We start from the raw sequence: 25,157 nt of genomic DNA on the forward strand, positions 1-25,157 counted from the left end.
GGGACGCATGAACGCGATCAAGAAAGCCGTCTTTCCCGTGGCGGGCCTGGGCAGCCGCTTCCTGCCCGCCACCAAGGCGCAGCCGAAGGAGATGCTGCCGATCGTCGACAAGCCGCTGATCCAGTACGCGGTCGAGGAAGCGGTGGCGGCGGGCATCACGGACCTCGTGTTCATCACGGGGCGCAACAAGCGCGCCATCGAGGACCATTTCGACAAGGCCTACGAGCTGGAAGCGGAACTGGAGGCGGCCAACAAGCAGGCCTTGCTGGAACTGGTCCGCAACGTGATTCCGAAGCACGTCAACTGCATCTACATCCGCCAGTCCGCGCCGCTGGGCCTGGGCCACGCGGTGCTGTGCGCCCGGCCCATCGTCGGCAACGAACCCTTTGCCGTACTGCTGGCGGACGACTTCATGGACACCGATAACGGCACCGCGCCGGTGCTGGCGCAGATGACGCGGCAGTACGAGTTCGAGCGTGCCAGCCTGCTGGCGGTGCAGGAGGTGCCGCGCGAGCATACGCGCCAGTACGGCATCGTCAGCGCCAGCCCGTATCGCGAGCGGCTCGAGCTGGTGACGGGCATCGTCGAGAAGCCGGCGCCGGAGGAGGCCCCGTCCACGCTGGCGGTGGTGGGGCGCTACGTGCTGTCGGCCCGCATCTTCGAATACCTGGAGCAACTGGGCACGGGGGCCGGCGGCGAGATCCAGCTGACCGACGGCATCGCCGCGCTGCTCAAGCACGAGCGCGTGCTGGCCTACCGCTACGACGGCCAGCGCTACGACTGCGGCTCCAAGCTGGGCTACCTGAAGGCGATGGTGGCGATGGGCCTGAAGCATCCCGAGACGGGGCCGGAATTTGCCGACTACGTCGCGCAGGTGCAGGGAGCGGGGCAATGACGGTGCGCGAGATCCTGAAACTGGGCGACCCGCGCCTGCTGCGCCAGGCCGAACCCGTGCGCGCGTTCGATACGCCCGAGCTGCATGCGCTGGTCGCCGACCTGTTCGACACCATGCACGCGGCCAACGGCGCCGGGCTGGCGGCGCCGCAGATCGGCGTCAACCTGCAGGTCGTCATCTTCGGCTTCAAGTCCAACGTGCGCTATCCGGACGCGCCGCAGGTGCCGGAAACGGTGCTGATCAATCCCGTGCTGACGCCGCTCGGCAACGAGCTGGAAGAGGGCTTCGAAGGCTGCCTGTCGGTGCCGGGCCTGCGCGGCAGCGTGCCGCGCCACGTGCGCCTGCACTACGAGGGATTCGACCAGTACGGTAACCGCATCGTGCGCGACGCGGCCGACTTCCACGCCCGCGTGGTGCAGCACGAGGTGGATCACCTGCATGGCATCCTGTACCCGATGCGGATTCGCGATTTTTCGAAGTTCGGGTTCACCAGCGTGATGTTTCCCGATCTGGACCCGAACGACGACGATTGACGGGAGTTTTTGCGGCTTGGGGTCTGTCCCTGCGGGACTGACCCCGAAGTTTGGCTGCGTTTCGACGCCGTGGAGTGGACTTCGGGGTCAGTCCCCATGGGGGACAGACCCTAGCACATTGGCGCCGTCACGAATCTGTCGTAATATCCCGGCAGCTTATTCACCTTATAACAATCCGGGATATCTGATCCCGGCCACCGGGAGCAACACAGGATGAACCAGTCCACATCGTCCAATCCACTGGAATTTTCCGCACGGGGGATCATCCTCGGCATCCTGATCACCTTGGTATTCACGGCCGCCCAGGTCTACCTGGGCCTGAAAGTGGGCCTGACGTTCGCCACGTCGATTCCCGCTGCCGTCATTTCGATGGCGCTGCTGTCCGCCTTCAAGGATGCGACCATCCAGGAAAACAACATCGTGCAGACGATCGCGTCGGCCGCCGGCACGCTGGCTTCCGTCATCTTCGTGCTGCCGGGCCTCTTGATGATCGGCTGGTGGGCCAGCATCCCGTTCTGGCCCACGTTCGGCGCTTGCGCCATCGGCGGCGTGTTGGGGGTGATGTACACGGTGCCGTTGCGCCGCGCGCTGGTGTCGCAGTCGAACCTGCCGTATCCGGAAGGCGTCGCCGCCGCCGAGGTGCTGAAGGTCGGCACCGCGTCGCGCGCCGGCGCACAGGAAGGCAAGGCCGGACTGAAGGCCGTGATCCTGGGCACGCTGGCCTCCGCGTTCTTCGCGCTCCTGGCCGCCATCAAGGTGGGCGCCGCCGAGGTGGCCCATTACTTCCGCTTCGGCGCCGGCAGCGGCGCCACCGGCCTGGGCGCCTCCACTTCGCTCGCGCTCATCGGTGCCGGCCACCTGATGGGCATTACCGTCGGCATCGCCATGCTGGCCGGCCTGGTCATCGCGTGGGGCATCCTGGTGCCGATCCTGACCGCCGCGACGCCGATGGCCGCCGGCGCGTCGGTCGCCGACCACGCGCTGGGCGTGTGGAGCACGCAGGTGCGCATGATGGGCGCCGGCACGATCGGCGCCGCCGCCATCGTCACGCTGGCGACGCTGGCCAAGCCGGTGCTGGGTGGCCTGAGCTCCGCGCTGGAAGCGGCCCGTGCCGCCAAGCACGGCGGCGCCGCCGTGCCACGCATCGACCGTGACATGCCGATCTTTATCGTCGGCCTGGTTACCCTGATCGCCCTGGTGCCAGCCGGTTGGCTGCTGGCATCGTTCCTGGAAGGCGGCGCCCTGGCCTCGATCTCGACGCCGCTGGTCGCCGTCGGCATCGGCTACATCCTGGTCGCGGGCATCCTGGCCGCGGCGGTATGCGGCTACATGGCGGGCCTGATCGGCTCGTCCAACTCGCCCGTCTCCGGCATCGCCATCCTGACGATCCTGGGCGCCGCCACGTCGGTCGGCATCGTCGGCCGCCAGATCATGGGCCCGGACACGGCCCAGGCGCTGATCGCGTTCGCGCTGTTCGTGACGACGGTCGTGCTGGCGGTGGCCGTGATCGGCAACGACAACCTGCAGGACCTCAAGACCGGCCAGCTGGTCGGCGCCACCCCGTGGAAGCAGCAGGTCGCGCTGATCATCGGCGTGTTCGCCGGCTCGTGCGTCGTGCCGCAGGTGCTGGACCTGTTGAACCACGCCTACGGTTTCGCGGGCGCGCCAAACCAGAACGCGATCTCGGACCAGCCGCTGGCGGCGCCGCAGGCCACGCTGATCTCGACGCTGGCGCGCGGCGTCATCGGCGGCGACCTGCCGTGGCACCTGATCGGCTGGGGCGCAGTGATCGGCCTGGGCCTGGTCGCATTCGATTTCGTGCTGAAGAAGGCCAGCAACGGCAAGTACAGCCTGCCGCCGCTGGGCGTCGGCCTGGCGGTCTACCTGCCGTCCGCCGTGACGGCGCCCGTCGTCGTCGGCGCGGTGGCCGGCTACTATTTCGAGAAGGCCATGCGCAGCAAGACGTACGGCGAGGCCGCGTCGCGCGTGGGCGTGCTGGTGATGTCCGGCTTCATCGTGGGCGAGAGCCTGTTCAACGTGGCGCTGGCAGGCCTGATCGTCGCCTCCGGCAAGAGCGAGCCGCTGGACTTCGGCGTGGGCCTGCCGGAAGGCACGGGCATGCTGGTGTCGCTGGTGGCCGCCGGCGTGCTGCTGGGCAGCCTGTACCGCTGGGCCGCCAACTCGGCGCGCAAGATCGAGGCGTAACGGCTTCCCGACTCAGAAACGATAGCCCACCAGCACGGCGCCGCTCGGCGCCGTGTCCTTGCGCGCCAGCGGGCTGCGCGCCGCGTCGCGCGTCAGTGCGGTGATGCCCGCCATCGCCGTGACGGACCAGCGTTCATCGAACTGGTGCCGCCAGGTCATGCCCAGTTCCACTTCGTACAAGCCGGCTTTCGGCGTGAATCGGCGGTAGCCGGATTGCGCCGACTGGGCCGCGTCGACGCCGTAGTAGGTCCGCACGTAATCGGCGTCGGCCAGGTTGGCCGACAGTGCCAGCGTGACCTGGTCGGCCGCGCGGTCGAACAGGGTGCCGGTCAGGCCGAGCGACAGCGTGCGGCCGTTCTCACGGTGACTCAGCGGCAGTTCCGCGGCCGCGCTCAGCTCCAGGCCATCGACGATCTCGTAGCCGCCTTGCACCATGACGGTGGCGCTGCCTTTGACGTCGCCCATGCCGCGCAGCGCCGTGCTGCCGCGGGCACCACCGAGGCCGGCACGATCGCGCTCGCTGCGCCCGCCGCGGTAGCCCAGCGCCACGCTGGCGCTGACCGGGCCCAGCGCGCGGCCGTAGCCGATGCCGCGTAACGAGCTGGCATAGAGGCCGTTGGCCATCTGGTAGTCGATCCCGAGGGCGGGGCCGACAACGTGTTCGTCGGCCCCCGAGAAGCGCGGCCCGCCGGCGATGCCGCCGGCCAGGGTCAGGACGTTGGCGTCGTCGGCGGCGTGGGCCAGGCTGGTCGCGAGCACGGCGGCAAAGGCGATCATGCGGATGTTGTTCTTCATCGGTAGTCCAGGACAGTTGTGGAGCCGGCAGTATCGGCGCAGGCGATGAAGCAAACCTGAGCCGCGCATGAAGATTGCATGAAGGGCGCGGATCTTCACCCGCCGTTCATGTGGCGATGGTTTAATACGCCCCATGAAAATCCTGCTGATCGAAGACGATATGGACCTGGGCAACGGCGTGCGCATCGCACTGGCCGACCAGGGCCTGGACGTGGTGTGGGTACGCCACCTGAAAGACGCCAATGCCTGGCTCGAGGACGACCGGTGCGACCTCGTGCTGCTGGACCTGGGCCTGCCGGACGGCGACGGCCTGACCTTGCTGACGCGGCTGCGGCGCGAGCGCAGCGAGCTGCCCGTGCTGATCCTGAGCGCGCGCGACGCCTTGCCGGACCGGCTGCGCGGACTCGACTCCGGCGCGGACGATTACCTGGTCAAGCCGTTCGAGCTGGCCGAGCTGCTGTCGCGCGTGCGGGCGCTGGCCCGGCGCAGCTACGGCTTCGATGGCGCGGTGCTGGAACTGCGCGGCGTTGTCCTGCACGTGTCGACCCGGCGCGTCACCGTCGCGGGCCGGCCGGTGGAGCTGACGGCCAGCGAATTCATCCTGCTGAAGACGCTGATGATGCGGGCCGACCGCGTCGTCACGCGACGCCACCTGGAAGAGCAGGCGCTGCCTGGCGCCCAGGCCAATGCCAGCAATGCGCTGGACGTGCACATGGCGAACCTGCGCCGCAAGGTCGGCGATGGCCTGGTGCGCACCGTGCGCGGCGTGGGCTACGTGATCGATCAAGCCGGCCCGCCCGCAGGCGGCACGCCATGATGCCGGTGAGGCGCCGGTTGGCGGTCGTGTTCCAGGCGTTGTTGCGGCCCAGCCTGACGCGCCGGCTGCTGCTGGCCCAGATGGCGCTGCTGGCGCTGTTGTGGCTCGTCAGCGCCGCATTGATCATCTTCGACGGCGTCAACGAGCATTCGATGCTGAAGGATAACGGCGTGTTCGATGCCGTGTTGACGGTGGCGCAGAACATGGACGACCGGCCCGAGCGCCGCACGGCCTCCCTGGCGGCCATCGACCGGGCGATCAGCGAGGATTCAGGGGCGGAAGATTCCCGCATCGTGCCGGCCATCGTGCTGACCCGGGCCGGCCAGGAAATCTACCGCTCGCCGACGGCGCCGCGCGGCGTGCGCAATACCCGGCTGGACGTGATCGAGGCGTTCGTCGTCGATGGCGTGCGTTGGCGCGCCCGCACGCGCCAGTCGCCCGACGGATCCGTCAGGATGATGTTCATCGCCCCTGGCGACTGGAAGAACGTGGCCTTGACGGTCAACTCCCGCAGTTTCTACCTGATGCCCATCCTCGTCAGCATCCCGTTCCTGATTCCCCCCGCCTGGCTGTCGATCCGGCTCGCGCTGCGGCCCTGGAACCGGGTGGCCCAGGAAGTGGCTTCGCGCGGACCACAGGACCTGGCGCCGTTGACGTTCCGGCCGCGCCACCGCGAGCTGGGGGCCATGGTGGACAGCATCGATGCGTTGATGCGCCGTGTCGACGAGGCAAGCCGGCGCGAACGCGCCTTTATCGCCGATGCCGCGCACGAGCTGCGCACGCCGCTGGCCGCGCTGCGCATCAACGTGGAGGCATTGCGCGCCCATGCCGAGGACCCGGGCCAGCGCCAGCTGCTGGCGGGAATCGTCAGCGCCAACGCGCGCGCCGCGCGCCTGGTGGGACAATTGCTGAACCTGATGCGCAGCGAGGCGACCGGCGCCAATGCCGCGCGCGACGAGACGGTGGCGCTGGAGCTGGGCGAGCTGCTGCAGGAGCGGATGGCGGCGCTGGCCTGTCTGGCCACTGCCGGCGGGGTCGAGCTGGACCTGGCGGCGGCGCAGCCGGTCCACATTCGCGGCCGGCGCGAAGCCCTGACGTCGCTGCTGGACAACCTGCTCGACAATGCCATCAAGTACAGTCCCGCCGGCGCGACAGTGATGGTGACGTTGGCAAACGCAGAGGGCATGGCGCGGTTGACGGTGGCCGATGCCGGCCCGGGGATCGCGCCCGCATGGCGCGAGCGGGTGTTCGACCGCTTTTTCCGGGCACCGGACCAGGCCCACAGCGGCAGCGGCCTGGGACTGGCGATCGCCCATGCGGTCGTCGCGCAGCATGGCGGCACGATCGTGCTGGGGGAGGCGGGACAGGGCGGTTTGCTGGTGACGGTGCGGTTGCCGCTGGCCTGAGCCACGCGGCAGCGTTCCAGCAGTTTAGCGAATCGGGCGACTCGGCGAATCGGGGACCGAATCGGGGACAGCCTCCGATTCTGAAACGTAACGCGGCGCTTAACTGGAGGCTGTCCCCAATTTCACGGCGCTTAACTGGAGGCTGTCCCCAATTTTCCAATCGGAGGCTGTCCCCAATTTTCCAATTTCCCCGTAAACGCTTAGCGCCGATTGGCGCTCATGCGCGCCAGCACGCGCTCGACTTCCTGCTGCATCTGCGGCGACAGGTTGACGAACTGGCAGCCGATCTGCAGCTGCTCGCCCAGCAGGAAGGAGCGGAAGCGGCGGGCCAGGCGGATCTCCAGGTCGCAGATGACGACGGTGTCGGGACCCAGTTCCAGCCGCACGCGTTGCAGCTTGCGGCCGATGTGCAGGCCGGCCGCGTCGCGCGGGGCGCAGCGCATGCCGACGCCGCCGACGGAGACGTCGTACAGCTGCAGTTCGTAAGGATTGCCGAACAGGACGAACGAGGCGTTGAACGTACTGGCCAGCGGCGTCTCCAGACGCATCGTCGAGCGGCGGTTCAGCACGACGGCGCGCTCCGGGAACTCGGCCGGCACGTAGGTCGGATGACCCGGTTCGGCCTGCCAGTCGGCCGACAGCTCGAACTGGAAGCGCGAGGACTGCAGCATCGCCACGAAGGTGCAGCGTCCCATCGGCAGCGCGCTGCCCTCGTTCAGCTCCAGCATGAAATGGGGCTGTTCCGGGTGAACCCACAGGATGCGTGCAAGGACCGGCGTGCTGTCGCCGGCCGGGTAGATCGACACGGCATCGCCCCGTTCGGCCAGCACCTGCAGCGAGTCGCCGATCTGGTCGATGTCGGTGATCTCATGCGACGGCGCCGTGAGGGCGATGCGTTCCAGCGCATCGGCCGGGCGCGGCGGTCCCTTGCGGTGTGGATTGGGCTGGCACACGGCCGTTGCGTCTAGCAAGGCGGCCTGGTGGCTGGCTACGGATAGATTGCTCATTGCGTCCCCTGGGCTGTTGCGCCGGAAAGCACCACGGAAGACCTGCGCGGCCGTCCATTTCGGGCGGCGCTTCGCGCTGTAGGTCCGGACGGCCATCGTATTGAGCCAGGTGGCCCGCTCGCGGCGCGATTTGCTGGGTGCTTTCATGCGTATTTACACGTAGAAGGATAACAGTAAAGCTTTGAACTTCGAGCAACTATGTTGTTTTTAGGACTAGAATCTTTCTTCGGGAGAAAGATAACGCCACTGGCCTACCGGCAGGTCGCCCAGCTTGACCCTGCCGATGCGCACGCGCTTGAGCCCGACCACCTTCAGGCCCACCATCTCGCACATGCGCCGGATCTGGCGCTTCTTGCCCTCGCGCAGCGTGAAGCTGAGCTGGTCGTCGTTCTGCCAGCGCACCTTCGCCGGCAGCAGCGGCTTGCCGTCCATCCACAGCCCGTGATTCAGTTTTTTCAGGTCGGCATCCGGCAGCTTGCCTGGTTTCGTATACTGCACCCGTACAAGGTACTCCTTGTCGATCTCCGTGTCCTGCCCGATCAGGTGTTTCGCGATGCGGCCGTCCTGCGTCAGCACCAGGAGGCCCACCGAATCGATGTCCAGGCGGCCGGCGGGGACCAGGCTGCGCAACTGCGTCGGGTGGAACTGCTCGGGCGACGGATCGTCGGCCCAGCGGTTCTCCGGCTTGATCAGCGCCACCGCCGGGGTGTAGCCATCCTCGGCCTGGCCCGACACATAGCCCATCGGCTTGTTGATCAGGATCGTCACGCGCTTGGACTGCTCGGCGGCGGCTTGGCGTTCCACCGTCACCTTCTGGCTCGGGTAGACCTTCGTGCCCAGTTCCGAGACGACGTTGCCGTCGACCCGCACCCAGCCCTTGGCGATCCATTCGTCGGCCTCGCGGCGGGAGCACAGGCCCAGTTCGGACATGCGCTTGGACAGGCGTAGTAATTCTTCAGACATCAGACTTTCAAGGCTTCCAATAAATCGGTTTCAAGTTGCAGCTGGGTGCGCGTGTTGGCCAGCGTGGCGCCGTCGACGATGAAGACATCCTCGACGCGTTCGCCCAGCGTCATGATCTTCGCCGTGTGCAGGTTGACCTTGTATTTGGTCAGCACGTTGGCGATGGAGTACAGCAGCCCGGTGCGGTCGTTGGCCGCCACGGACAGCAGATAATACTGGCCCCGTTCGTCCGGCCGCAGGTCCACGGTCGGCTGGATGGGGAAGGTGCGCGACAGGCGCGACAGCCGGCCCCGCGTGGGCGGCTGCAGCGGCGCCGCGGAGGTCAGGAGGTCGCACAGCTCGTGTTCGATCAGGCTGATGATGTCGCGGTAGCTCTTGGCGAAGCTCTGCTCGGTGACGAGGAACGTGTCGAGCGCGTAGCCGTGCTTCGTGGTGTGGATCTTCGCGTCCAGGATCGAGAAGTTCTTGCGGTCGAAGTAGCCGCAGATGCGGGCGAACAGGTCGGGCTGGTCGCGTACGTAGACGGCGATCTGCAGGCCTTCGCCGATCGGCGCCAGGCGGCATTTCACCACCGGCTTGTCGCTGTTCAGGCGGTCGTACAGGGCGCGCGTCTGCCACGCGATGTCCGACGAATCGTGGCGCAGGAAGTAGGCCATGTCGAGCTGCTGCCACAGCGGCTCGTGCGCATCGGGCGGCAGGCCGTACAGGCGCAGCGTGGCCAAGGCCTCCTGCTGGCGGTTCTTCAGCTCGCGGTCGGCCGACGGCGGCTCGCCGCCCAGCACGCGCAACGTCATCTTGTACAGGTCTTCCAGCAGCTTGGCCTTCCACGCGTTCCACACTTTCGGGCTGGTGCCCCGGATGTCGGCCACCGTCAGCAGGTACAGGCCCGTCAGGTGGCGCTCGTCCTTCACTGTCCTGGCGAACGCCGCGATGACGTCCGGATCGGACAGGTCCTGCTTCTGCGCCACCGTCGACATCAGCAGGTGCTGCTCGACGAGGAAGGCGACCAGCTCGGTCTCGTGCGCGCTCATGCCGTGATCCTGGCAGAACTGCACGACGTCGGCCACGCCCAGTTTCGAATGGTCGCCGCCGCGGCCCTTGGCGATGTCGTGGAACAGCGCGGCCACGTACAGCAGCCAGTGCTGCGGGTAGTTCGCCATCAGCTGGCTGCAGAACGGGTATTCGTGCGCGTGCTCCGGCATCGTGAAGCGACGCATGTTGCGCACCACCATCAGGATGTGCTGGTCGACCGTGTAGACGTGGAACAGGTCGTGCTGCATCTGGCCGACGATCTTGCGGAAGTTCGGCAGGTAGCGGCCCAGGATCGACAGGTCGTTCATGCGCCGCAGCGCGTGGATGATGCCGACCGGCGCCTGCAGGATGCGCAGGAAGTAGGCGCGGTTGACGGGATCGGCGCGGAAGCGGCCGTCGATCTTGAAGCGCTCGTGCCACAGCGCGCGGGTGGCGCGGGCCGTGATGCCCTTCAGGGCCGGGCGCTCCGTCATCAGCACGAAGATCTCCAGCATGGCCGACGGCGTCTGCTCGAACACGTCGTCGCTGGCGATGTCGATGAAGCCGTTCACTTCGTTGAAGCGGGCATTGATCGGCTGCGGCTCGTCGTCCTGCGGGAACAGGCGCGCCTCGATGTTCTGCAGCAGGATGGTGTTGAGCTGGGTAACGGTCTTGGCGGCCCAATAGTAGCGCTGCATCAGGTATTCGCTGGCGCGGCGCATGTGGATGCCGCTGCCGGTGGAATGCAGGCCCAGGCTTTCGGCCACCGCCGTCTGCACGTCGAACACGAGGCGGTCCTCGCGCCGGCCGGCATGCAGGTGCAGGCGCACGCGGATGTCCTTGAAGGCGCGCTCCTTTTCCATCAGCTGGCGCGCCTCGGTCTGGGTGATCAGGCCGCGCGTGGCCAGCGTGCGCCACGAACTGGCCAACCCGGCCGCCTTGGCCACCCACAGGATCACCTGCAGGTCGCGCAGGCCGCCGGGGCTTTCCTTGCAATTGGGTTCGAGCGAGAACGCCGTGTCCTCGTACTTGGCATGGCGCTGGCGCATCTCGGACGTCTTCGCGTGGAAGAACGCCTGCGGGTCCATGGCCGCGTCGTAGGCTTCCTGCAGCTGCTCGAACAGCTGGCGGTTGCCAGCCACGCAGCGCGCTTCCAGCAGGCTCGTTTGCACCGTGATGTCCGCCTTCGACTCGTGCAGGCACTCGTCGATCGTGCGGATACTGCTGCCGATCTCCAGGCCCAGGTCCCACAGCAGCTGGACGAACTCCTCCAGCTTGTGCCGGGTGTCCTCGTCGGGCGCCTTGTGCAGCAGAATCAGCACATCGACGTCGGAATGGGGGAACAACTCGCCGCGCCCGTACCCGCCCACGCCCACCAGCGCCGTCTCCGGCGGCAACCCGGCTTCGTGCCAGGCCTGTTCCAGCACCGCGTCGACGCTCTGGCGCAGGCCGCGCAGCAGCTTTTCCGGCTTGCCGTCCTCGTGGAAGGTCGCGATGACGACCTGGCGGTCCGACTTCAGGCGGCCCTTCAGCTGGTTGCGCAACTGGTCGCGCGGCTGCCCGCACGCGGCGATCACGGTGTTCATGGGCGTGTGCCGGTCAGGCGGCCTTGGCGGCGGTGATGAAGGCCGGCGGCGGCGGCGAGCCGGCCGACAGCGTCAGCACTTCGTAGCCCGTTTCCGTCACCAGCACCATGTGCTCCCACTGCGCCGACAGGCTGCGGTCCTTCGTCTTGATCGTCCAGCCGTCGTTCATCTCGCGGATGTCGCGGCGGCCCGCGTTGATCATCGGCTCGATCGTGAAGATCATGCCCGGTTTCAGTTCCTCGCCCGTGCCGGGCTTGCCGTAGTGGAGCACCTGCGGCTCCTCGTGGAAGCCCTTGCCGATGCCGTGGCCGCAGAATTCGCGCACGACGCTGTAGCCGGCCTTCTCGGCGTGCACCTGGATGGCGTGGCCGATGTCGCCGAAGTGGCCGCCAGGGCGCACCTGGGCGATGCCCAGCCACATGCATTCGTACGTCACCTCCGTCAGGCGCTTGGCCAGGATCGACGGCTCGCCAATGTAGAACATGCGGCTGTTGTCGCCGTGGTAGCCATCCTTGGTGATGATCGTGATGTCCAGGTTGACCACGTCGCCGTTCTTCAGCACCTTGTCGCCGGGAATGCCGTGGCAGATGACGTCGTTGACGGAGGTGCAGATCGCCTTCGGGTAGGGGGTGTAGCCGGGCGGCGCGTAGTTCAGCGGCGCCGGCACGGTGCCCTGCACGTTCGTCATGTACTCGTGGCACAGGCGATCGAGCTCGCCCGTGGTGACGCCTGGCTTGACGAACGGCGTGATGTAGTCGAGGACTTCGGAACCCAGGCGGCCGGCAAGGCGCATGCCTTCGATGTCTGCGGGGGTCTTGATGGAAATGGCCATATTGTTCGGATCGTGTTCGGTAAGGGCGCGGCAAGGGTGCAATGAGGAGCGCGCAAGTCGAGATTATAAACGAGGCACACCCATCCGGCCGGGCCGGTCGACGTTGATCGAAGGCAATATCAGTGCTGTAGGGCGGAAATGCAACGCGCGCCGCGGGGGCGCTCAGGTTCGCGCGGCCGCCTTGCGCGCCGTGCGCCGGCTCCAGCCGGCCACGACGCCGGCACCGGCCAGCAGCATGGCCCACGTGGAGGCTTCCGGCACGGCCTGGACCGGCTGGTCCTCGTCCCAGCCCCACAGTGCCGGGTTGCCGCCCTCGGCCAGCAGGCGCGGCTCGCCTGCGCCGTCCCCTTCGTCCGCGCCGTCGCTGTCGCCGCCTTCATCGCCGGGACCGTCGGACAGGCCCAGCTCCGTTCCCGTCAGCCAGTCGAGCGGGTGGCGCCCGGGCTGCCATGGCTCGATCGGAACAGGTTCCGCCACGGCCACGGGCTGGTCCGGCTGTTGCGGCGCCGCCTTGGCACGGCGCGTGATGCGGCTGACGTTGCCACAGATCCTGGGCACGAGGATGCAATGCTGGTCGGCACAATAGACGGCCCCAGGCTCGCTGCGTGCTTCCGTCCAGCGACTGCGGTCGACGGTGCCGCACATGCGTGCCTTGCCGAAGTGCATGTCGCGGATGGCCGGGTCGTAGCGGCCGTCGCCGACGATGGCGTCACGCCGGATCGCCACGCGGTCGTCCGGCGTGCCAGCGGTGATCTTGTCCAGCAAGACCTTGCGCTGCGCGGCCGGGATGTCCGGATAGTGGGCCAGTGCCGTGGCGGTATCGCCCCGGTAGGGATCGACACCGGGCCGGTTCCAGGAACAGGTGGCGCTGACAGACAGCGTGGCGGCCAGGGCGGCGGCGATGAGAGGCATGATGCGAGTCCTGCAAAATTTGCACTAGTTCATATTTTAATTCCAGAATTAAAATTGCTGGTTGGTATTTCGCAAATATTAATGGAAAGTTTTTTAATGCTGTGGTTGCAAGTCCACAGTGGCGTCGCCGGTTGATTCCATGAGGAAACGCAGGAGCTCGCGGCTGGCGTCCGGGCCCTTGGGATCCGTGTAGCTGCCGCTGGCGCTGCCGCCCGCCCAGGCGTGGCCGCCGCCGTGCAGGACCCAGTGCTCGGCGACGACACGTCCATCCGCCGCCGTGTGCACGGAGCGGGTGTAGCGGCGTCCGCCCGCCGCTTTCGCCTGGGTGACGGCCGGCTTGCCGCTGCCGTGCGGCGCCAGCGCGTCGGCCAGTACCTGCTCGCCGTTGACGGCGTGTACCGTGCGGTCCTTGTCGCCATGGAACACGATCAGCGGCGGCGATGTCGCCTTGCGGCCGTGGTGCGCCTTGCGGCCCGCCTTCATGGCCTGCAATGCCGCCGGCAGGTCCTGCGCGGCGCCGTAGGGCAGGCCGGAGTGGACGCCCACGGCGCGGAACAGTTCCGGATACAGTGTGCCGACGATGACGGCCATCGCACCGCCCGCCGACAAGCCGGCGATGGCGACCCGGCGCGGGTCCACGGCGTAGCGCCGCATCACCTCCTGCGTCATGCCGGCGATGATGGCCGGCTCGCCGCGCCCGTGCTGCTGGTCGCCCGGCGCGAACCAGTTCCAGCAGCGCGACTGGTTGGCTTGCTGCGATTGCGCCGGATACAGCACGAGGCAGCCCGTCTCCTCGGCGACCTGGTTCATGCGCGTGCCGGCCGCGAAGTCGTCCGGGTCCTGCGTGCAGCCGTGCAGCATGACCAGCAGCGGCACCGGCTGGCCCGTATAGGTGCTGGGGACGTACAGCTTGTAGCCGCGGGTGCCGGCGTGGTTGCTGAAGCTGGCGTCGGCGAACGTGGCGCCGGCAGGAACGGGAGGGGGTGGAGTGCGTTTGCGCATGACTGGTGAGCTGGGCATCGACAGGCCTTCGGGCAGTTCGAAACCGTCGGGCAGCTTGAATCCTTCGGGCAGCGCAAACGCGCCGGCTTTGCCGAAGGCCCCGGCAGGGCCCGCCGGCATGGTGACGCCCTCGGGCAGGCGCACACCCAGCCCGGCGAGGAACCCGGCCAGGTCCTGGGCCGGCGCCGCGCCGGCGTCGCCGTCTCCGGCCGGGGCCCCGTGGGCGTAGTCCGGGGCCGCGTTCAGGTCCTTGAACGTGCGCGCCCCGGAGGAGAGCGGGGCGGTGCCGGCAGGCGCTTCGCCCGCGGCGCTACCGCCCATGGCGTGGCGCAGCGCGGTCGTGGAGGCGGCCGGGCCGTCCTTCAGCAGTTGTTGCGTGGCAGCCTGCAGGCGTGCCATCAGTTGGGAATCGAATTTCATGTCTTGCCTTTCGTGCCGGCGTGCCGGCGAGTCAGCCGATCCGCCCCTTCAGGGCGGCCTTGACGGCCGGGCTGGCGTGTAAGGCGCCCAGCACGGCAATGGAATGGATGGTGGCGGCGGCGAGTTCGGGCGGGACATCCGGACCGATCGTCGCCAGGCCAACCACCCGGATATTGAGCGTCTCGCCGGCGGCCTGTACGGCCTCCAGGTCGGCGCGCGAATAATGCTGCACCCCGAGCACGAGCTTGTCGCGCATGACGGTCTGGCGCACCACGTCCGCATGCAGCTGCAACTGGTTGCGAATCGCGGTGCGGATCAGGTCCGTGCGGTTCGCATAGAAACCCTGCTGTACCAGCAGGTCGATCTGTCCCAGGTCCACCGGAAACAGGTTGATCGTGATTTTTTCCGAGTCGATGGCCCGGGTCTTGATGTCGTTCGGCATGCTTGTCCTGTCATTCCTCCATCCGGGCACCATCCCGTTGGATGGTATATGTTACCGCGATCGGAGATTTCAAGGGCTGTTTTTCCGGCCCCAGCGCGACGGCTGTCGTTCAGCTTTCGCTGCCCTTGGGCGCGGCAAGGTCGTTCTCGTCCAGCAGGTAGCCCTCGTCGGCCGCCAGCTGCGCCGCCGGCGGCAGCTTCTCGTGCTCACGCGCGCGCGCCAGCAGCACCTGGACGTTGTCGATCTTGTGGCGCGCGGCGTGTGCCAGTGTCGCGGCCGTCAGCGGTTCCGGCAGCATCAGCTCGCAGGCATGGGCGGCTGTCACGGCCGGGTGGTCGACGCCCAGGCCCGCGGCGCCGCGCTCGTCGCGTTCCAGTAGCCGCAGCACTTCGCGCAGGCCCTGTTCCAGTTTTTCCAGTTGCATCGATTGCATGGTGGCTCCTTGGCTAGGGATCGGGGTAGGATGTGCAGGAAGGTAAGGTATCGATTGGCGCTCGCTTGTCAGGATAAGCTAACGCCTGCGGTGGCGCCGTCCGGTTCGGCGGCGCCGCGCATGCCCGCGGCGCGGTACAGTAGCGCGGCGGATAAGCGAGAACAATAACCTGACCACCGGTCGCAACAAGAGGAACGAGCAATGCCAGACGCCATACCTACCTACGAAGAAGTTGCCGAAGCCGCAGCCCGCCTGCGCGAGGAAGGCAGCCCCGTTACGATCGACGCCGTGCGCGAAATGGTCGGCAGCGGCTCGGCCGCCGCGATCCTGCGCCACCTGGCGGCCTGGCGCGAGGCCGAGCAGCCGATGCCGGCGCCACCGTCCGCCACGATCCCGCCCGAGCTGGCGACGGCGTTGACGGACTGGGCGCGCCGTCACGCCGAGGAGGCGGGTGCGGGCGCGCGCGAAGCGCTGGAGCGGGCCCGCGGCGACATCGAGGAGCTGCTGCGTTCGGGCGACGAGATCGAGTTCGAGCGCAACCAGGCACAGGCCGTCAATGCCGAACAGGCCGAACAGATCGAGCAGTTGACGGTCGAGCTGCGCGACGCCCGCCGCGTGGCCACGGAGGCGCTCGTCAGCAAGGCCAAGGACCAACTGGCCATCGACGGCAAGGAGCGCCAGATCAACGACCTGCGCCAGCAACTGGAGCGCAACGTGACCGCCTCCGCGGCCGATTCGGACGCCCGCCTGGCGGCCGAGATGGAACTCGTCGGCGCGGTGACGGCGCGCGACGAATTTGCATCGGAAATCAAGCAGCTGCGTCAGCAGCTCGACGCCGTCAAGGCCGAGCGGGCTACGCTGCGGGCCGAGATGGACGCGCTGCGCGGGCGACGACAGCAGTAGAGGGCAGTGCGTGCCGCCCGGCCGCGCCCGTGGCAGGGCGGCCGGTGGCGCGGGATGCTCAGGCGGTGCGCTTGCGTCGCGCGGCCGCGCCGCCCAGGACGGCCAGGCCGCCCGCAAGCAACGCGATGGTGGCCGGCTCCGGCACCGGCGTGACGGCATAGTGCAGCGTGCGCGCCTGGCCGTAGATCCGTCCCGTGGGGTTGCCGTCGGCCAGCAGCGTGATCACGGCCTGCGGGTCCTGCGCCAGCGCGGTCAGGTCGAGGTCCACTGGATCGAGCGCCGTGATGCCGGGATAATCCTCCGGGGCCACGCTGAAGTTATGCGTGAACCACAGGGTATCGGCCTGGGCAGTCGCCGCGGCGGCGAAGCTGACCAGGGTCGGTCCCCTGCGGTCCGGTGCGAACAGCAGTTCCACCGTGCGCGTACCGTCGAACCGGAAAGCCGTCCCGTCATAGGAGAACACCGCGTTCATCCGGACGTCGGAGAACGTGAATTGCGCCCAATCGGTCTGCTCCATCCGGCGATCGTCGACGATGGCGGTGACCTCGAGCGAGTAGGGGGTGCCGTCGACGAACCTGGCACCGCCGAAATGCGAGCCCATCGCGGAGTCGTAGACGACGCCGGAGGTCTTGCTGGTGATGGCATACGTTTTCGCTTGAGCGACCTGGGCCGAGCTGACGCAGAGCAACACGGCAAGGGATAGTGATTTGTACATTGAGTCTCCATATTGACGATCGACCTGACGGTGCGCGGCTGACCGGTGCCCCGAGTCAGTCCACTGCACCGTCGAGGGCAATTCGACAATATCACACTGACATGCCAAGTTAATAATTTCCGAATGACAGTTTCCATTGGCAACGTTTAGTTACACGGCCGCGCCGGGGCGGTGGCACGTTTTTGCGTAGCGCAGCCGTCTCGTCTGCGGGTTTGCTCCCGGTCGCCCGCGTCCCGCAAAGCGTGCGCTGGTGCGGCCCGCGCCGCCCGCATCCGGACGCCTCGGTGGCGAGGCTTGTTCGCCAGTCCGGAAGCGGCTATAATCTCGGGTTGCCCGACCCCACGTCGGGTAATGTTGTAAAATCCACACTTTTTATAAACTCGAATCCTCTCTGCAAGGGTGCCCGCAAGGGTGACTGATTGGATTCCAGACCCAACCCTGGAGTAAATATGTCTGTAACGATGCGTGAAATGCTGGAAGCCGGCGTCCATTTCGGTCACCAAACCCGTTTCTGGAACCCAAAGATGGCACCGTTCATCTTCGGCCACCGCAACAAGATTCACATCATCAACCTGGAAAAAACCATGGCGATGTACCAGGAGGCGATGAAGACCGTCCGCCAACTGGCCGCGAACCGTGGCACGATCCTGATGGTGGGCACCAAGCGCCAGGCGCGCGACATCATCGCCGCTGAAGCCCAGCGCGCGGGTGTTCCTTATGTCGACCAGCGCTGGCTGGGCGGCATGCTGACCAACTTCAAGACCATCAAGACCTCGATCAAGCGCCTGAAGGACATGGAAGCTACCATCGAAGACGGTTCCGTCGAGAAGCTGACCAAGAAGGATGCACTGCTGTTCCGTCGCGAACTGGAAAAGCTGCAAAAGTCCATCGGCGGTATCAAGGATATGGGCGGTGTGCCTGACGCGATCTTCGTAGTCGACGTCGGCTACCACAAGGGCGCGATCACCGAAGCGCAGAAGCTGGGTATCCCGGTCATCGGCGTGGTCGACACCAACCACTCGCCAGCCGGCGTGGATTACATCATCCCTGGTAACGACGACTCCTCCAAAGCGATCACCCTGTACGCCCGCGGCGTGGCAGATGCGATCCTGGAAGGCCGCGCAAACGCCTCCGCTGACGTCCTGGAACAGATCAAGACGGCATCCGGCGACGAATTCGTGGAAGTGAACGAGCAAGCGTAATGTTTGGCACCGCCTTGTGCGAACAGGGCGGGTGACAGCTTTGAAAAGGGGTGGCTCTTCAAGCTCCCCTTTTTTTTAACGAAATGCCGGATGAGCAGGCCGCCGCAAGGTGCCGCCCTGGCGATTTCACCGAATACCCACCGAATAACAGGAGAAAAACATGGCAGCGATTACTGCAGCAATGGTTGGCGAACTGCGCGCCAAGACCGACGCCCCGATGATGGAATGCAAGAAGGCCCTGACCGAAGCGGCCGGCGACATGGACAAGGCGGAAGAGATTCTGCGCGTTAAGCTGGGCGGCAAGGCTGCCAAGGCATCGGCGCGCGTGACCGCCGAAGGCGTCGTCGCGGCATTCATCTCGGGCAATGTAGGCGCCCTGGTGGAAGTGAACTCCGAAACCGACTTCGTCGCCAAGAACGACGACTTCCTGGCGCTGGCCAACACGGCAGCCCGCCTGGCCGCCGAAAAGAACCCGGCCGACGTGGCTGCCCTGCTGGCGCTGCCGACCGAGTCGGGCCAGACGCTGGACGAAGTGCGCTCCGCCCTGGTCGGCAAGATCGGCGAGAACATGTCGATCCGTCGCTTCCAGCGTTTCGAAACGACCGGCAAGCTGGCTTCGTACCTGCACGGCACCCGTATCGGCGTGATCGTCGACTTCGAAGGCGCCGACGAGCAAGTGGGCAAGGACGTGGCCATGCACATCGCGGCAATGAAGCCGGTGGCCCTGTCGTCCGACCAGGTTCCTGCTGAAATGATCGAGAAAGAGCGCTCGGTTGCCCAGGCCAAGGCCGACGAAGATGCTGCCAAGGCCGCTGCCGAAGGCAAGCCGGCCCAGTCCGCCGACATCGTCGCCAAGCGCCTGGAAGGTTCCGTGCAGAAGTACCTGAAAGAGGTATCGCTGCTGAACCAGGCATTCGTCAAGAACGACAAGCAATCCGTCGAGCAGATGCTGAAGGCCGCCAACGCGACCGTCAAGGGCTTCACCATGTACGTGGTGGGCGAAGGCATCGAGAAGAAAGTAGACGATTTCGCCGCCGAAGTAGCAGCCCAGATGGCTGCTTCCAAGGGAGCGTAATTTCAGAAAACGGGCCGCGAGGCCCGTTTTTTTAAGGTGGGTGTTGGCAAGGCATCGCGTTGGCGAGTCTGCGGTGAAAACCGGGGTCAGTCCCGCAGGGACAGACCCCCCCGACATCTGCCGTCCTGGATGTACCTCGGCCGCGGCCCCACGAGGGCGGCGCGGCTGAAATCCCCCCGGCGGGGTGCGGCGTTCCGCTATTATTGCCGCCGGAGAGTTATCGGCCGGCGTGGCTGCCCAGGCGGGCGCCACGGCGGCCATCGAATCAATTTTTAAAGGAGCCCCAGCTCATGTCAAAACCAGCCTACAAGCGCGTCCTCCTCAAATTGTCCGGCGAAGCCCTGATGGGCGACGACGCCTACGGCATCAACCGTGGCACGATCGAGCGCATGGTGGCCGACGTGGCCGAGGTCGCGAAACTGGGTGTGGAACTGGCGGTCGTCATTGGCGGCGGCAACATCTTCCGTGGTGTGGCGCCAGGCGCCCAGGGCATGGATCGTGCGACCGCCGACTACATGGGCATGCTGGCCACCGTCATGAACGCGCTGGCCCTGGCCGACGCGATGCGTCACGTGGGCGTCACCGCGCGCGTGATGTCGGCGATCGGCATCGAGCAGGTCGTCGAGCCGTACGTGCGCCCGAAGGCGCTGCAGTACCTGGAAGAAGGCAAGGTCGTCATCTTCGCGGCCGGCACCGGCAACCCGTTCTTCACGACCGATACCGCCGCCGCGCTGCGCGGCTCGGAAGTGTCGGCCGAGATCGTGCTGAAAGCCACCAAGGTCGATGGCGTCTACAGCGCCGACCCGAAGAAGGACCCGGAAGCCACGCTGTACCACACCATCAGCTTCGACGAGGCGATCGCCAAGCAGCTGCAGGTCATGGACGCCACCGCTTTTGCGCTGTGCCGCGACCAGAAGCTGCCCATCAAGGTGTTCTCGATCACCAAGCCCGGCGCTATGATGCGCGTTATCATGGGTGAGGAAGAAGGCACCCTGGTCCACGTTTAACAAGTTTCAAAGAAACAGGAGAGAACACATGTCTACAGCCGACATCAAGAAAAATGCCCAGGACAAGATGGCGAAGTCGCTGGAAACGCTGAAGGCCGACCTGGCCAAGGTCCGCACGGGCCGCGCACACACGGGCATCCTGGACCATGTGATGGTCGAGTACTACGGCAATCCGACCCCGATCAACCAGGTCGCCAGCCTGACCCTGGTCGATGCCCGCACCATTGGCGTCCAGCCGTTCGAGAAGAAGATGGCCGCCGCCATCGAGAAGGCGATCCGCGAAGCCGACCTGGGCCTGAATCCCTCGTCGCAGGGCGAGCAGATCCGCGTGCCGACGCCGGCGCTGACGGAAGAGCGCCGCAAGGAAATGGTCAAGCTGTGCAAGAGCGAGGCGGAAGACGCGAAGATCGCCGTGCGCAACATCCGTCGCGACGCCAACGAGCAGCTGAAGAAGCTGACCAAGGACAAGGCGATTTCGGAAGACGAAGAGCGCCGCGCCTCGGACGACGTGCAGAAGCTGACCGACAAGGCCATCGTCGACATCGACAAGATCGTGGCCGAGAAGGAAAAGGAAGTCCTGACGGTCTGACGACCGCGATGCCGGGGACGGTTCGCTGTTTTCTGGGAAATATTTTCCGAAAACAGGGGACTGTCCCCGGTTTTTTTGTTATAAAGTCAGCTTTTGGTTGAAGCGTTTACATGAAATATTCGAGTTCGACGACTGCGGTACCGGAAGTGCCGGATGTGCCGCGCCACCTGGCGATCATCATGGACGGCAACGGACGCTGGGCCACCAAGCGCTTCCTGCCCCGGGTCGCGGGTCACGTCAAGGGTGTCGAGGCGGTGCGTACCGTGGTCGAGGCCTGCGTGCAGCGCGGTATCGAGTACCTGACCGTGTTTGCCTTCAGTTCGGAGAACTGGCGCCGGCCGGAAGAAGAAGTGTCGCTGCTGATGCGCCTGTTCGTCACCGCGCTGGAGCGCGAAGTGGCGAAGATGCACGCCAATAACATCCGCCTGAAGGTCGTGGGCGACCTGTCCCGCTTCGATGCCAAGCTGCGCGAGATGATCGCCGCGGCCGAGCGCAAGACCGCCAACAATACCCGCCTGACCGTCACCGTGTGCGCCAACTATGGCGGGCGCTGGGATATCATGCAGGCCGTCGGCAAGATGGTGGCGGCCCATCCGGGCGCGACCGACTTTTCCGAAGAGCAGCTGGCGCCGCACCTGGCGATGGCGTATGCCCCCGAGCCCGACCTGTTCATCCGGACCGGCGGCGAGGAGCGCATCTCGAATTTCCTGTTGTGGCAGCTCGCCTATACCGAGCTGTATTTCACCGACACGTACTGGCCCGATTTCACCAGCGAGAAGCTGGACGAGGCCATCGCGTCCTATCAGCACCGCGAGCGCCGCTTCGGCCGCACCGGTGAACAACTGGCCAAGGCCAAATAAGCGATTCCGATCATGCTGAAGACCCGGATCATTACTGCTGTCGTGCTGCTGGTCGTCGTGCTGGCCGTGCTGTTCTCCGGCTCCGCGCCCGCCGTGCAGGCACTGGTGGCGCTGACGTTCGGCGCCGCCGTGTGGGAAGCCTTCCGCCTGTTCACCTTGCGCGGCGCCGTCGTCGTGGCGCTGTGCTGGACGGCGGCATTTGCCTACACCTTCTTCTTCCACGACGGCCTGGCGCAGGCGCGCTTCTGGTTCGGCCTGGCCAGCGCCATCTGGCTGCTGCGCTTTTTCCCGTCCCTGAAGCTGGGGCTGCCGGGGCCGCAGGGCTTCGGCAACACGCTGCTGGCCATGGTGTACGCCGTGACGGTGGTGGCGTGCTTCGTGGCGATCCTGGTGCTGTTCGGCCGTTCGCCCGTCTACCTGCTGTCGGCCATGGCCATCGTGTGGATGGCCGACATCGGCGCCTACTTCGCCGGCAAGAAGTTCGGCAAGCGCAAGCTGGCGCCGTCCATTTCGCCGGGCAAGTCGTGGGAAGGCGCCGTCGGCGGCTGGATCGCGGTGCTCGTGCTGGCCAGTGCCACCGTGCTGGCGGCGCCTGCGGTGCCGCTGCTGCAGGACACGGTTCCCGTGCACCTGCAGGCGCGCATGGGATGGGGCCTGGCGCTGCTGGCGCTGACGGTGCTCGTGATCGCCTCGGTCGTGGGCGACCTGTTCGAGTCCCAACTGAAGCGCCGCGCCGGCTTCAAGGACAGCAGCAACCTGCTGCCCGGCCACGGCGGCGTGCTCGATCGCATCGACGCGCTGGTGCCGGTGCTGCCCCTGGTGGCGCTGATGGGCGGCTGGCAGTAAAGTCTGGCAGTGAATACCACGCCGGCAGGCCTGCCCGCCGGCGCAACGGGGGCCGCGGTGCCGCCGCCCCCTGCAGAGGAAACAACATGCAACGTATCACCATTCTTGGCGCCACCGGTTCGATCGGCGTCTCCACGCTGGACGTCATCGCCCGCCATCCCGACCGTTATACCGTCCATGCCCTGTCCGCGCATGGCCGCGTGCAGGAACTGGCCGCGCAGTGCGCGCAGTTCCGCCCGGCCCGCGCCGTCGTCGGCAGCGCCGCCGCGGCCGACCAGCTGGCCGCGCTGCTGCGTGCGATGAACCTGGACACGCAGGTGGAGTGGGGCGAGGCCGCGCTGTGCGCCATCGCGTCCGCGCCGGAAGTCGATGGCGTGATGGCTGCCATCGTCGGCGCCGCCGGCCTGGCGCCCACGCTGGCCGCCGCCCGCGCGGGCAAGAAGGTCATGCTGGCCAACAAGGAAGCGCTCGTGATGTCGGGCCAGCTGTTCATGGACGCGGTGCAGGAAAGCGGTGCCACGCTGCTGCCCATCGACAGCGAACACAATGCGATCTTCCAATGCCTGCCGACGACGTACCGCCGTGTGCCCGATGCGGCCGGCGTCACCAAGATCCTGCTGACGGCGTCCGGCGGCCCGTTCCTCAAGCGCGCCGTCGAGTCGCTCGACAGCGTCACCCCGGACGAAGCCTGCAAGCACCCGAAATGGGTCATGGGCCGCAAGATCTCCGTCGATTCCGCCACGATGATGAACAAGGGCCTCGAGGTGATCGAGGCGCACTGGCTGTTCGGTGCAAGCGCCGAGCGCATCGAGGTCGTCATCCATCCGCAGTCCGTGATCCACTCGATGGTGTCGTACAACGACGGCTCCGTGCTGGCGGAGCTGGGCAATCCGGACATGCGCACGCCGATCGCGCACGCGCTGGCCTACCCGGAGCGCATCGCCTCGGGCGTCGCGCAGCTGGATTTGACGCAGGTCGGCACGCTGCAGTTCGAGAAGCCCGACTTCGGCCGCTTCCCCTGCCTGGCATTGGCGTACGACGCGTTGCGCGCAGGCGGCACCGCGCCGGCGCTGCTGAACGCCGCCAACGAGGTGGCGGTGCAGGCCTTCCTGGACGAGCGCATCGGCTTTCGCCAGATCGACCGCGTCATCGCCGCCGTGATGGACGAGCTGCCGCACGGCGCGGCCTTGTCGATCGAGGCGGTGATGGCGCAGGATGCGCTGGCGCGCGAAGCTGCGCTGCGCGTCATCGCCACCCTCGACCGGCCGCTGTTGACGGCGGCCGGCGCATAGGTCCGGCCGGGAGGGCTCCATGAACCTGCTGCAGACGCTGGTCGCCTTCGTCATCGCGCTGGGCACGCTGATCGTGTTCCACGAGCTGGGTCACTACCTCGTGGCGCGCTGGTGCGGCGTCAAGGTGCTGCGCTTCTCCGTGGGCATGGGCCGCATCGTCTGGTCGCGCCGGTTCGGGCCGGACCAGACCGAATGGGCCATCTCCGCGCTGCCGCTGGGCGGCTACGTGAAGATGCTGGACGCGCGCGAGCAGGACCTGAAGCACCTGCCGGAAGCGGACCTGCGCCGCGAGTTCACGCGCCAGAGCGTGTACAAACGCATCGCCATCGTCGCCGCCGGGCCGCTGGCCAACTTCCTGCTGGCGATCGTGCTGTTCGCCGGCCTGTACATGCATGGCATCGAGGAGCCGGCCGCCCGCCTGGCGCAGCCAGCGCAAGGCACGCCGGCGCAGCTGGCCGGATTGAAACGCGATGACGTCGTCGACGCCGTCAACGGCGTGCGCGTGACCGGCTGGTCGGAGCTGCGCTGGCAGCTCGTGCGCGCCGCTGTCGATGCGCAGGAAGGCGCGGACGCCCGCATCGAGGTACGCCGGCCCGCGCGCGGCAGCTTTACCTTCACGCTGCCGGCCAAGTCGCTGGCGACGCTCGATCTCGATGGCGACGTACCGGCTGCGCTGGGCTTCGCCATCGCGCTGCCGCCGCCGGTGCTGGGCAAGGTCGATCCGAGCGGTGCCGGTGCCCGCGCCGGCTTGCGTACGGGCGACGCGGTGGTCGGCATGGATGGCGCGCCCGTCGTGGACGTGGGCGCCTTCACTCAGGCGGTGCGCGCGGCGCCGGGCCGCGCCATCGTGCTCGATGTGCGGCGCGCCGGCCAGCCGATGCAGTTGACGATCGTGCCGGAGGCCGCGCGTGCGGACGATCCCCGTAAAGGTTCTGTAACAGTCGGTAAGATCAAGGTGGAGCTGGTGGGCCGCCCGGATATGATCGTCGTGGCCGATGGTCCCGTGCGCGCCACCAGCAAGGCGGTGCGGCGCGTGTGGGACTCCTCGGTGCTGACGGTACGCATGATCGGCCGGATGCTGACAGGCGATGTCTCGTGGAAGAACGTGACCGGTCCGATCACGATCGCCGACTACGCGGGCCAGAGTTCGCGCATCGGCCTGGCCAGCTACCTGTCATTCCTGGCAGTGGTCAGCATCAGCCTTGGCGTAATGAATTTGCTACCGATTCCCGTTCTGGATGGTGGCCATTTGCTGTATTATTCGCTGGAAGTTTTGACTGGGCGCCCGGTGCCGGAGCGTTTTGGGGAGATTGCACAGCGTCTGGGCGTGGGGTTGTTGGTGACCTTGATGGCGCTCGCTGTGTTCAACGACGTCGCGCGGTTGATGTGATCCGCCCGCCACGCGTGCA

24 protein-coding genes are annotated in these 25,157 nt (G+C 66.8%); 14 read left to right on the forward strand and 10 right to left on the reverse strand.

Going from position 1 to position 25,157, the window contains the following annotated elements; all coding sequences use genetic code 11:
* The first annotated feature begins 7 nt into the window (after positions 1-7).
* The 3 genes from galU (at position 8) to PX653_RS05135 (ending at position 3,633) form a co-directional block, all read left to right on the forward strand.
* Positions 8-895, forward strand: coding sequence for a UTP--glucose-1-phosphate uridylyltransferase GalU (galU, locus tag PX653_RS05125; RefSeq protein WP_277416835.1), 888 nt, complete (start codon positions 8-10; stop codon positions 893-895).
* Positions 892-1,428, forward strand: a complete 537-nt coding sequence (gene def / locus PX653_RS05130; RefSeq protein ID WP_277416836.1) for a peptide deformylase — start codon at positions 892-894, stop codon at positions 1,426-1,428. Before galU ends, def begins: the two co-directional genes overlap by 4 nt.
* 213 nt (positions 1,429-1,641) lie before the next feature.
* Positions 1,642-3,633, forward strand: coding sequence for an OPT family oligopeptide transporter (locus tag PX653_RS05135; RefSeq protein WP_277416837.1), 1,992 nt, complete (start codon positions 1,642-1,644; stop codon positions 3,631-3,633).
* 12 nt (positions 3,634-3,645) lie between these two features.
* On the opposite strand, the gene PX653_RS05140 is transcribed toward PX653_RS05135, so the two are convergent.
* Positions 3,646-4,428, reverse strand: a complete 783-nt coding sequence (locus PX653_RS05140; RefSeq protein ID WP_277416838.1) for a MipA/OmpV family protein — start codon at positions 4,426-4,428, stop codon at positions 3,646-3,648.
* A 133-nt stretch (positions 4,429-4,561) separates the two neighbouring features.
* Here PX653_RS05140 and PX653_RS05145 point away from each other — a divergent pair, with 133 nt between their 5' ends.
* The gene (locus PX653_RS05145; protein WP_277416839.1) at positions 4,562-5,245 is read left to right on the forward strand and encodes a response regulator; all 684 of its coding nucleotides are present in this window, start codon (positions 4,562-4,564) and stop codon (positions 5,243-5,245) included.
* A complete protein-coding gene (locus PX653_RS05150; RefSeq protein WP_277416840.1) occupies positions 5,242-6,651 on the forward strand; it encodes an ATP-binding protein in 1,410 nt (469 codons plus the stop codon). Before PX653_RS05145 ends, PX653_RS05150 begins: the two co-directional genes overlap by 4 nt.
* Positions 6,652-6,851: 200 nt before the next feature.
* Here the strand turns inward: PX653_RS05150 and PX653_RS05155 are convergent, their stop codons facing one another.
* The 8 genes from PX653_RS05155 to PX653_RS05190 all read right to left on the reverse strand — a co-directional run bounded on the left by PX653_RS05155 (position 6,852) and on the right by PX653_RS05190 (position 15,259).
* On the reverse strand, positions 6,852-7,805 hold the full coding sequence (locus PX653_RS05155; protein WP_307731005.1) for a flagellar brake protein: 954 nt from the start codon (positions 7,803-7,805) through the stop codon (positions 6,852-6,854).
* 66 nt (positions 7,806-7,871) lie between these two features.
* Positions 7,872-8,621, reverse strand: a complete 750-nt coding sequence (locus PX653_RS05160; protein WP_277416841.1) for a pseudouridine synthase — start codon at positions 8,619-8,621, stop codon at positions 7,872-7,874.
* Positions 8,621-11,218: a [protein-PII] uridylyltransferase gene (locus tag PX653_RS05165; protein ID WP_277416842.1), complete on the reverse strand. Its 2,598-nt coding sequence runs from the start codon at positions 11,216-11,218 to the stop codon at positions 8,621-8,623. Before PX653_RS05165 ends, PX653_RS05160 begins: the two co-directional genes overlap by 1 nt.
* Positions 11,219-11,231: 13 nt before the next feature.
* Positions 11,232-12,050, reverse strand: coding sequence for a type I methionyl aminopeptidase (map, locus tag PX653_RS05170; protein ID WP_277416843.1), 819 nt, complete (start codon positions 12,048-12,050; stop codon positions 11,232-11,234).
* 162 nt (positions 12,051-12,212) lie between these two features.
* Complete coding sequence (locus PX653_RS05175; RefSeq protein ID WP_277416844.1) at positions 12,213-12,962, reverse strand: MHFG family PEP-CTERM protein; 750 nt, start codon at positions 12,960-12,962, stop codon at positions 12,213-12,215.
* A 93-nt stretch (positions 12,963-13,055) separates the two neighbouring features.
* Positions 13,056-14,384 carry an extracellular catalytic domain type 1 short-chain-length polyhydroxyalkanoate depolymerase gene (locus tag PX653_RS05180; protein ID WP_277416845.1) on the reverse strand — a complete coding sequence of 443 codons (1,329 nt, stop codon included), beginning with the start codon at positions 14,382-14,384 and terminating at the stop codon, positions 13,056-13,058.
* Between the two features lie 31 nt (positions 14,385-14,415).
* On the reverse strand, positions 14,416-14,826 hold the full coding sequence (locus PX653_RS05185; protein WP_277416846.1) for a ribbon-helix-helix domain-containing protein: 411 nt from the start codon (positions 14,824-14,826) through the stop codon (positions 14,416-14,418).
* Between the two features lie 109 nt (positions 14,827-14,935).
* Positions 14,936-15,259 (reverse strand): hypothetical protein, encoded by a 324-nt coding sequence (locus PX653_RS05190; protein WP_277416847.1) that lies wholly within the window; start codon positions 15,257-15,259, stop codon positions 14,936-14,938.
* A gap of 201 nt (positions 15,260-15,460) precedes the next feature.
* Here PX653_RS05190 and PX653_RS05195 point away from each other — a divergent pair, with 201 nt between their 5' ends.
* Complete coding sequence (locus PX653_RS05195) at positions 15,461-16,162, forward strand: DNA-binding protein (RefSeq protein WP_277416848.1); 702 nt, start codon at positions 15,461-15,463, stop codon at positions 16,160-16,162.
* Positions 16,163-16,220: 58 nt separating this feature from the next.
* Here the strand turns inward: PX653_RS05195 and PX653_RS05200 are convergent, their stop codons facing one another.
* Positions 16,221-16,877, reverse strand: a complete 657-nt coding sequence (locus tag PX653_RS05200) for a PEP-CTERM sorting domain-containing protein (RefSeq protein WP_277416849.1) — start codon at positions 16,875-16,877, stop codon at positions 16,221-16,223.
* Between the two features lie 449 nt (positions 16,878-17,326).
* On the opposite strand from PX653_RS05200, the gene rpsB reads away from it, so the two are divergent.
* From rpsB to rseP, 8 genes are all read left to right on the forward strand, one after another.
* The gene (rpsB, locus tag PX653_RS05205; RefSeq protein WP_277416850.1) at positions 17,327-18,079 is read left to right on the forward strand and encodes a 30S ribosomal protein S2; all 753 of its coding nucleotides are present in this window, start codon (positions 17,327-17,329) and stop codon (positions 18,077-18,079) included.
* Between the two features lie 160 nt (positions 18,080-18,239).
* The gene (tsf, locus tag PX653_RS05210) at positions 18,240-19,154 is read left to right on the forward strand and encodes a translation elongation factor Ts (RefSeq protein WP_277416851.1); all 915 of its coding nucleotides are present in this window, start codon (positions 18,240-18,242) and stop codon (positions 19,152-19,154) included.
* Between the two features lie 290 nt (positions 19,155-19,444).
* A complete protein-coding gene (pyrH, locus tag PX653_RS05215) occupies positions 19,445-20,161 on the forward strand; it encodes a UMP kinase (RefSeq protein ID WP_277416852.1) in 717 nt (238 codons plus the stop codon).
* Between the two features lie 28 nt (positions 20,162-20,189).
* The gene (gene frr / locus PX653_RS05220) at positions 20,190-20,750 is read left to right on the forward strand and encodes a ribosome recycling factor (RefSeq protein WP_277416853.1); all 561 of its coding nucleotides are present in this window, start codon (positions 20,190-20,192) and stop codon (positions 20,748-20,750) included.
* A gap of 110 nt (positions 20,751-20,860) precedes the next feature.
* Positions 20,861-21,610 (forward strand): polyprenyl diphosphate synthase, encoded by a 750-nt coding sequence (gene uppS / locus PX653_RS05225; RefSeq protein WP_277416854.1) that lies wholly within the window; start codon positions 20,861-20,863, stop codon positions 21,608-21,610.
* Positions 21,611-21,622: 12 nt separating this feature from the next.
* Positions 21,623-22,456, forward strand: a complete 834-nt coding sequence (locus tag PX653_RS05230) for a phosphatidate cytidylyltransferase (protein WP_277416855.1) — start codon at positions 21,623-21,625, stop codon at positions 22,454-22,456.
* Between the two features lie 86 nt (positions 22,457-22,542).
* Positions 22,543-23,748 carry a 1-deoxy-D-xylulose-5-phosphate reductoisomerase gene (gene ispC / locus PX653_RS05235; RefSeq protein ID WP_277416856.1) on the forward strand — a complete coding sequence of 402 codons (1,206 nt, stop codon included), beginning with the start codon at positions 22,543-22,545 and terminating at the stop codon, positions 23,746-23,748.
* Between the two features lie 19 nt (positions 23,749-23,767).
* A complete protein-coding gene (gene rseP, locus PX653_RS05240) occupies positions 23,768-25,138 on the forward strand; it encodes an RIP metalloprotease RseP (RefSeq protein WP_277416857.1) in 1,371 nt (456 codons plus the stop codon).
* Positions 25,139-25,157 lie beyond the last annotated feature (19 nt).

Origin of the sequence: Pseudoduganella chitinolytica (assembly GCF_029028125.1) — a bacterium.
GTDB lineage: Bacteria > Pseudomonadota > Gammaproteobacteria > Burkholderiales > Burkholderiaceae_D > Rugamonas > Rugamonas chitinolytica.

Excerpts from the sequence above, each read along its gene's own strand:
- galU (WP_277416835.1), top strand. The coding sequence starts at position 8 with ATGAACGCGATCAAGAAAGCCGTCTTTCCCGTGGCGGGCCTGGGCAGC.
- def (WP_277416836.1), top strand. The coding sequence starts at position 892 with ATGACGGTGCGCGAGATCCTGAAACTGGGCGACCCGCGCCTGCTGCGC.
- PX653_RS05135 (WP_277416837.1), top strand. The coding sequence starts at position 1,642 with ATGAACCAGTCCACATCGTCCAATCCACTGGAATTTTCCGCACGGGGG.
- PX653_RS05140 (WP_277416838.1), bottom strand. The coding sequence starts at position 4,428 with ATGAAGAACAACATCCGCATGATCGCCTTTGCCGCCGTGCTCGCGACC.
- PX653_RS05145 (WP_277416839.1), top strand. The coding sequence starts at position 4,562 with ATGAAAATCCTGCTGATCGAAGACGATATGGACCTGGGCAACGGCGTG.
- PX653_RS05150 (WP_277416840.1), top strand. The coding sequence starts at position 5,242 with ATGATGCCGGTGAGGCGCCGGTTGGCGGTCGTGTTCCAGGCGTTGTTG.
- PX653_RS05155 (WP_307731005.1), bottom strand. The coding sequence starts at position 7,805 with ATGAAAGCACCCAGCAAATCGCGCCGCGAGCGGGCCACCTGGCTCAAT.
- PX653_RS05160 (WP_277416841.1), bottom strand. The coding sequence starts at position 8,621 with ATGTCTGAAGAATTACTACGCCTGTCCAAGCGCATGTCCGAACTGGGC.
- PX653_RS05165 (WP_277416842.1), bottom strand. The coding sequence starts at position 11,218 with ATGAACACCGTGATCGCCGCGTGCGGGCAGCCGCGCGACCAGTTGCGC.
- map (WP_277416843.1), bottom strand. The coding sequence starts at position 12,050 with ATGGCCATTTCCATCAAGACCCCCGCAGACATCGAAGGCATGCGCCTT.
- PX653_RS05175 (WP_277416844.1), bottom strand. The coding sequence starts at position 12,962 with ATGCCTCTCATCGCCGCCGCCCTGGCCGCCACGCTGTCTGTCAGCGCC.
- PX653_RS05180 (WP_277416845.1), bottom strand. The coding sequence starts at position 14,384 with ATGAAATTCGATTCCCAACTGATGGCACGCCTGCAGGCTGCCACGCAA.
- PX653_RS05185 (WP_277416846.1), bottom strand. The coding sequence starts at position 14,826 with ATGCCGAACGACATCAAGACCCGGGCCATCGACTCGGAAAAAATCACG.
- PX653_RS05190 (WP_277416847.1), bottom strand. The coding sequence starts at position 15,259 with ATGCAATCGATGCAACTGGAAAAACTGGAACAGGGCCTGCGCGAAGTG.
- PX653_RS05195 (WP_277416848.1), top strand. The coding sequence starts at position 15,461 with ATGCCAGACGCCATACCTACCTACGAAGAAGTTGCCGAAGCCGCAGCC.
- PX653_RS05200 (WP_277416849.1), bottom strand. The coding sequence starts at position 16,877 with ATGTACAAATCACTATCCCTTGCCGTGTTGCTCTGCGTCAGCTCGGCC.
- rpsB (WP_277416850.1), top strand. The coding sequence starts at position 17,327 with ATGTCTGTAACGATGCGTGAAATGCTGGAAGCCGGCGTCCATTTCGGT.
- tsf (WP_277416851.1), top strand. The coding sequence starts at position 18,240 with ATGGCAGCGATTACTGCAGCAATGGTTGGCGAACTGCGCGCCAAGACC.
- pyrH (WP_277416852.1), top strand. The coding sequence starts at position 19,445 with ATGTCAAAACCAGCCTACAAGCGCGTCCTCCTCAAATTGTCCGGCGAA.
- frr (WP_277416853.1), top strand. The coding sequence starts at position 20,190 with ATGTCTACAGCCGACATCAAGAAAAATGCCCAGGACAAGATGGCGAAG.
- uppS (WP_277416854.1), top strand. The coding sequence starts at position 20,861 with ATGAAATATTCGAGTTCGACGACTGCGGTACCGGAAGTGCCGGATGTG.
- PX653_RS05230 (WP_277416855.1), top strand. The coding sequence starts at position 21,623 with ATGCTGAAGACCCGGATCATTACTGCTGTCGTGCTGCTGGTCGTCGTG.
- ispC (WP_277416856.1), top strand. The coding sequence starts at position 22,543 with ATGCAACGTATCACCATTCTTGGCGCCACCGGTTCGATCGGCGTCTCC.
- rseP (WP_277416857.1), top strand. The coding sequence starts at position 23,768 with ATGAACCTGCTGCAGACGCTGGTCGCCTTCGTCATCGCGCTGGGCACG.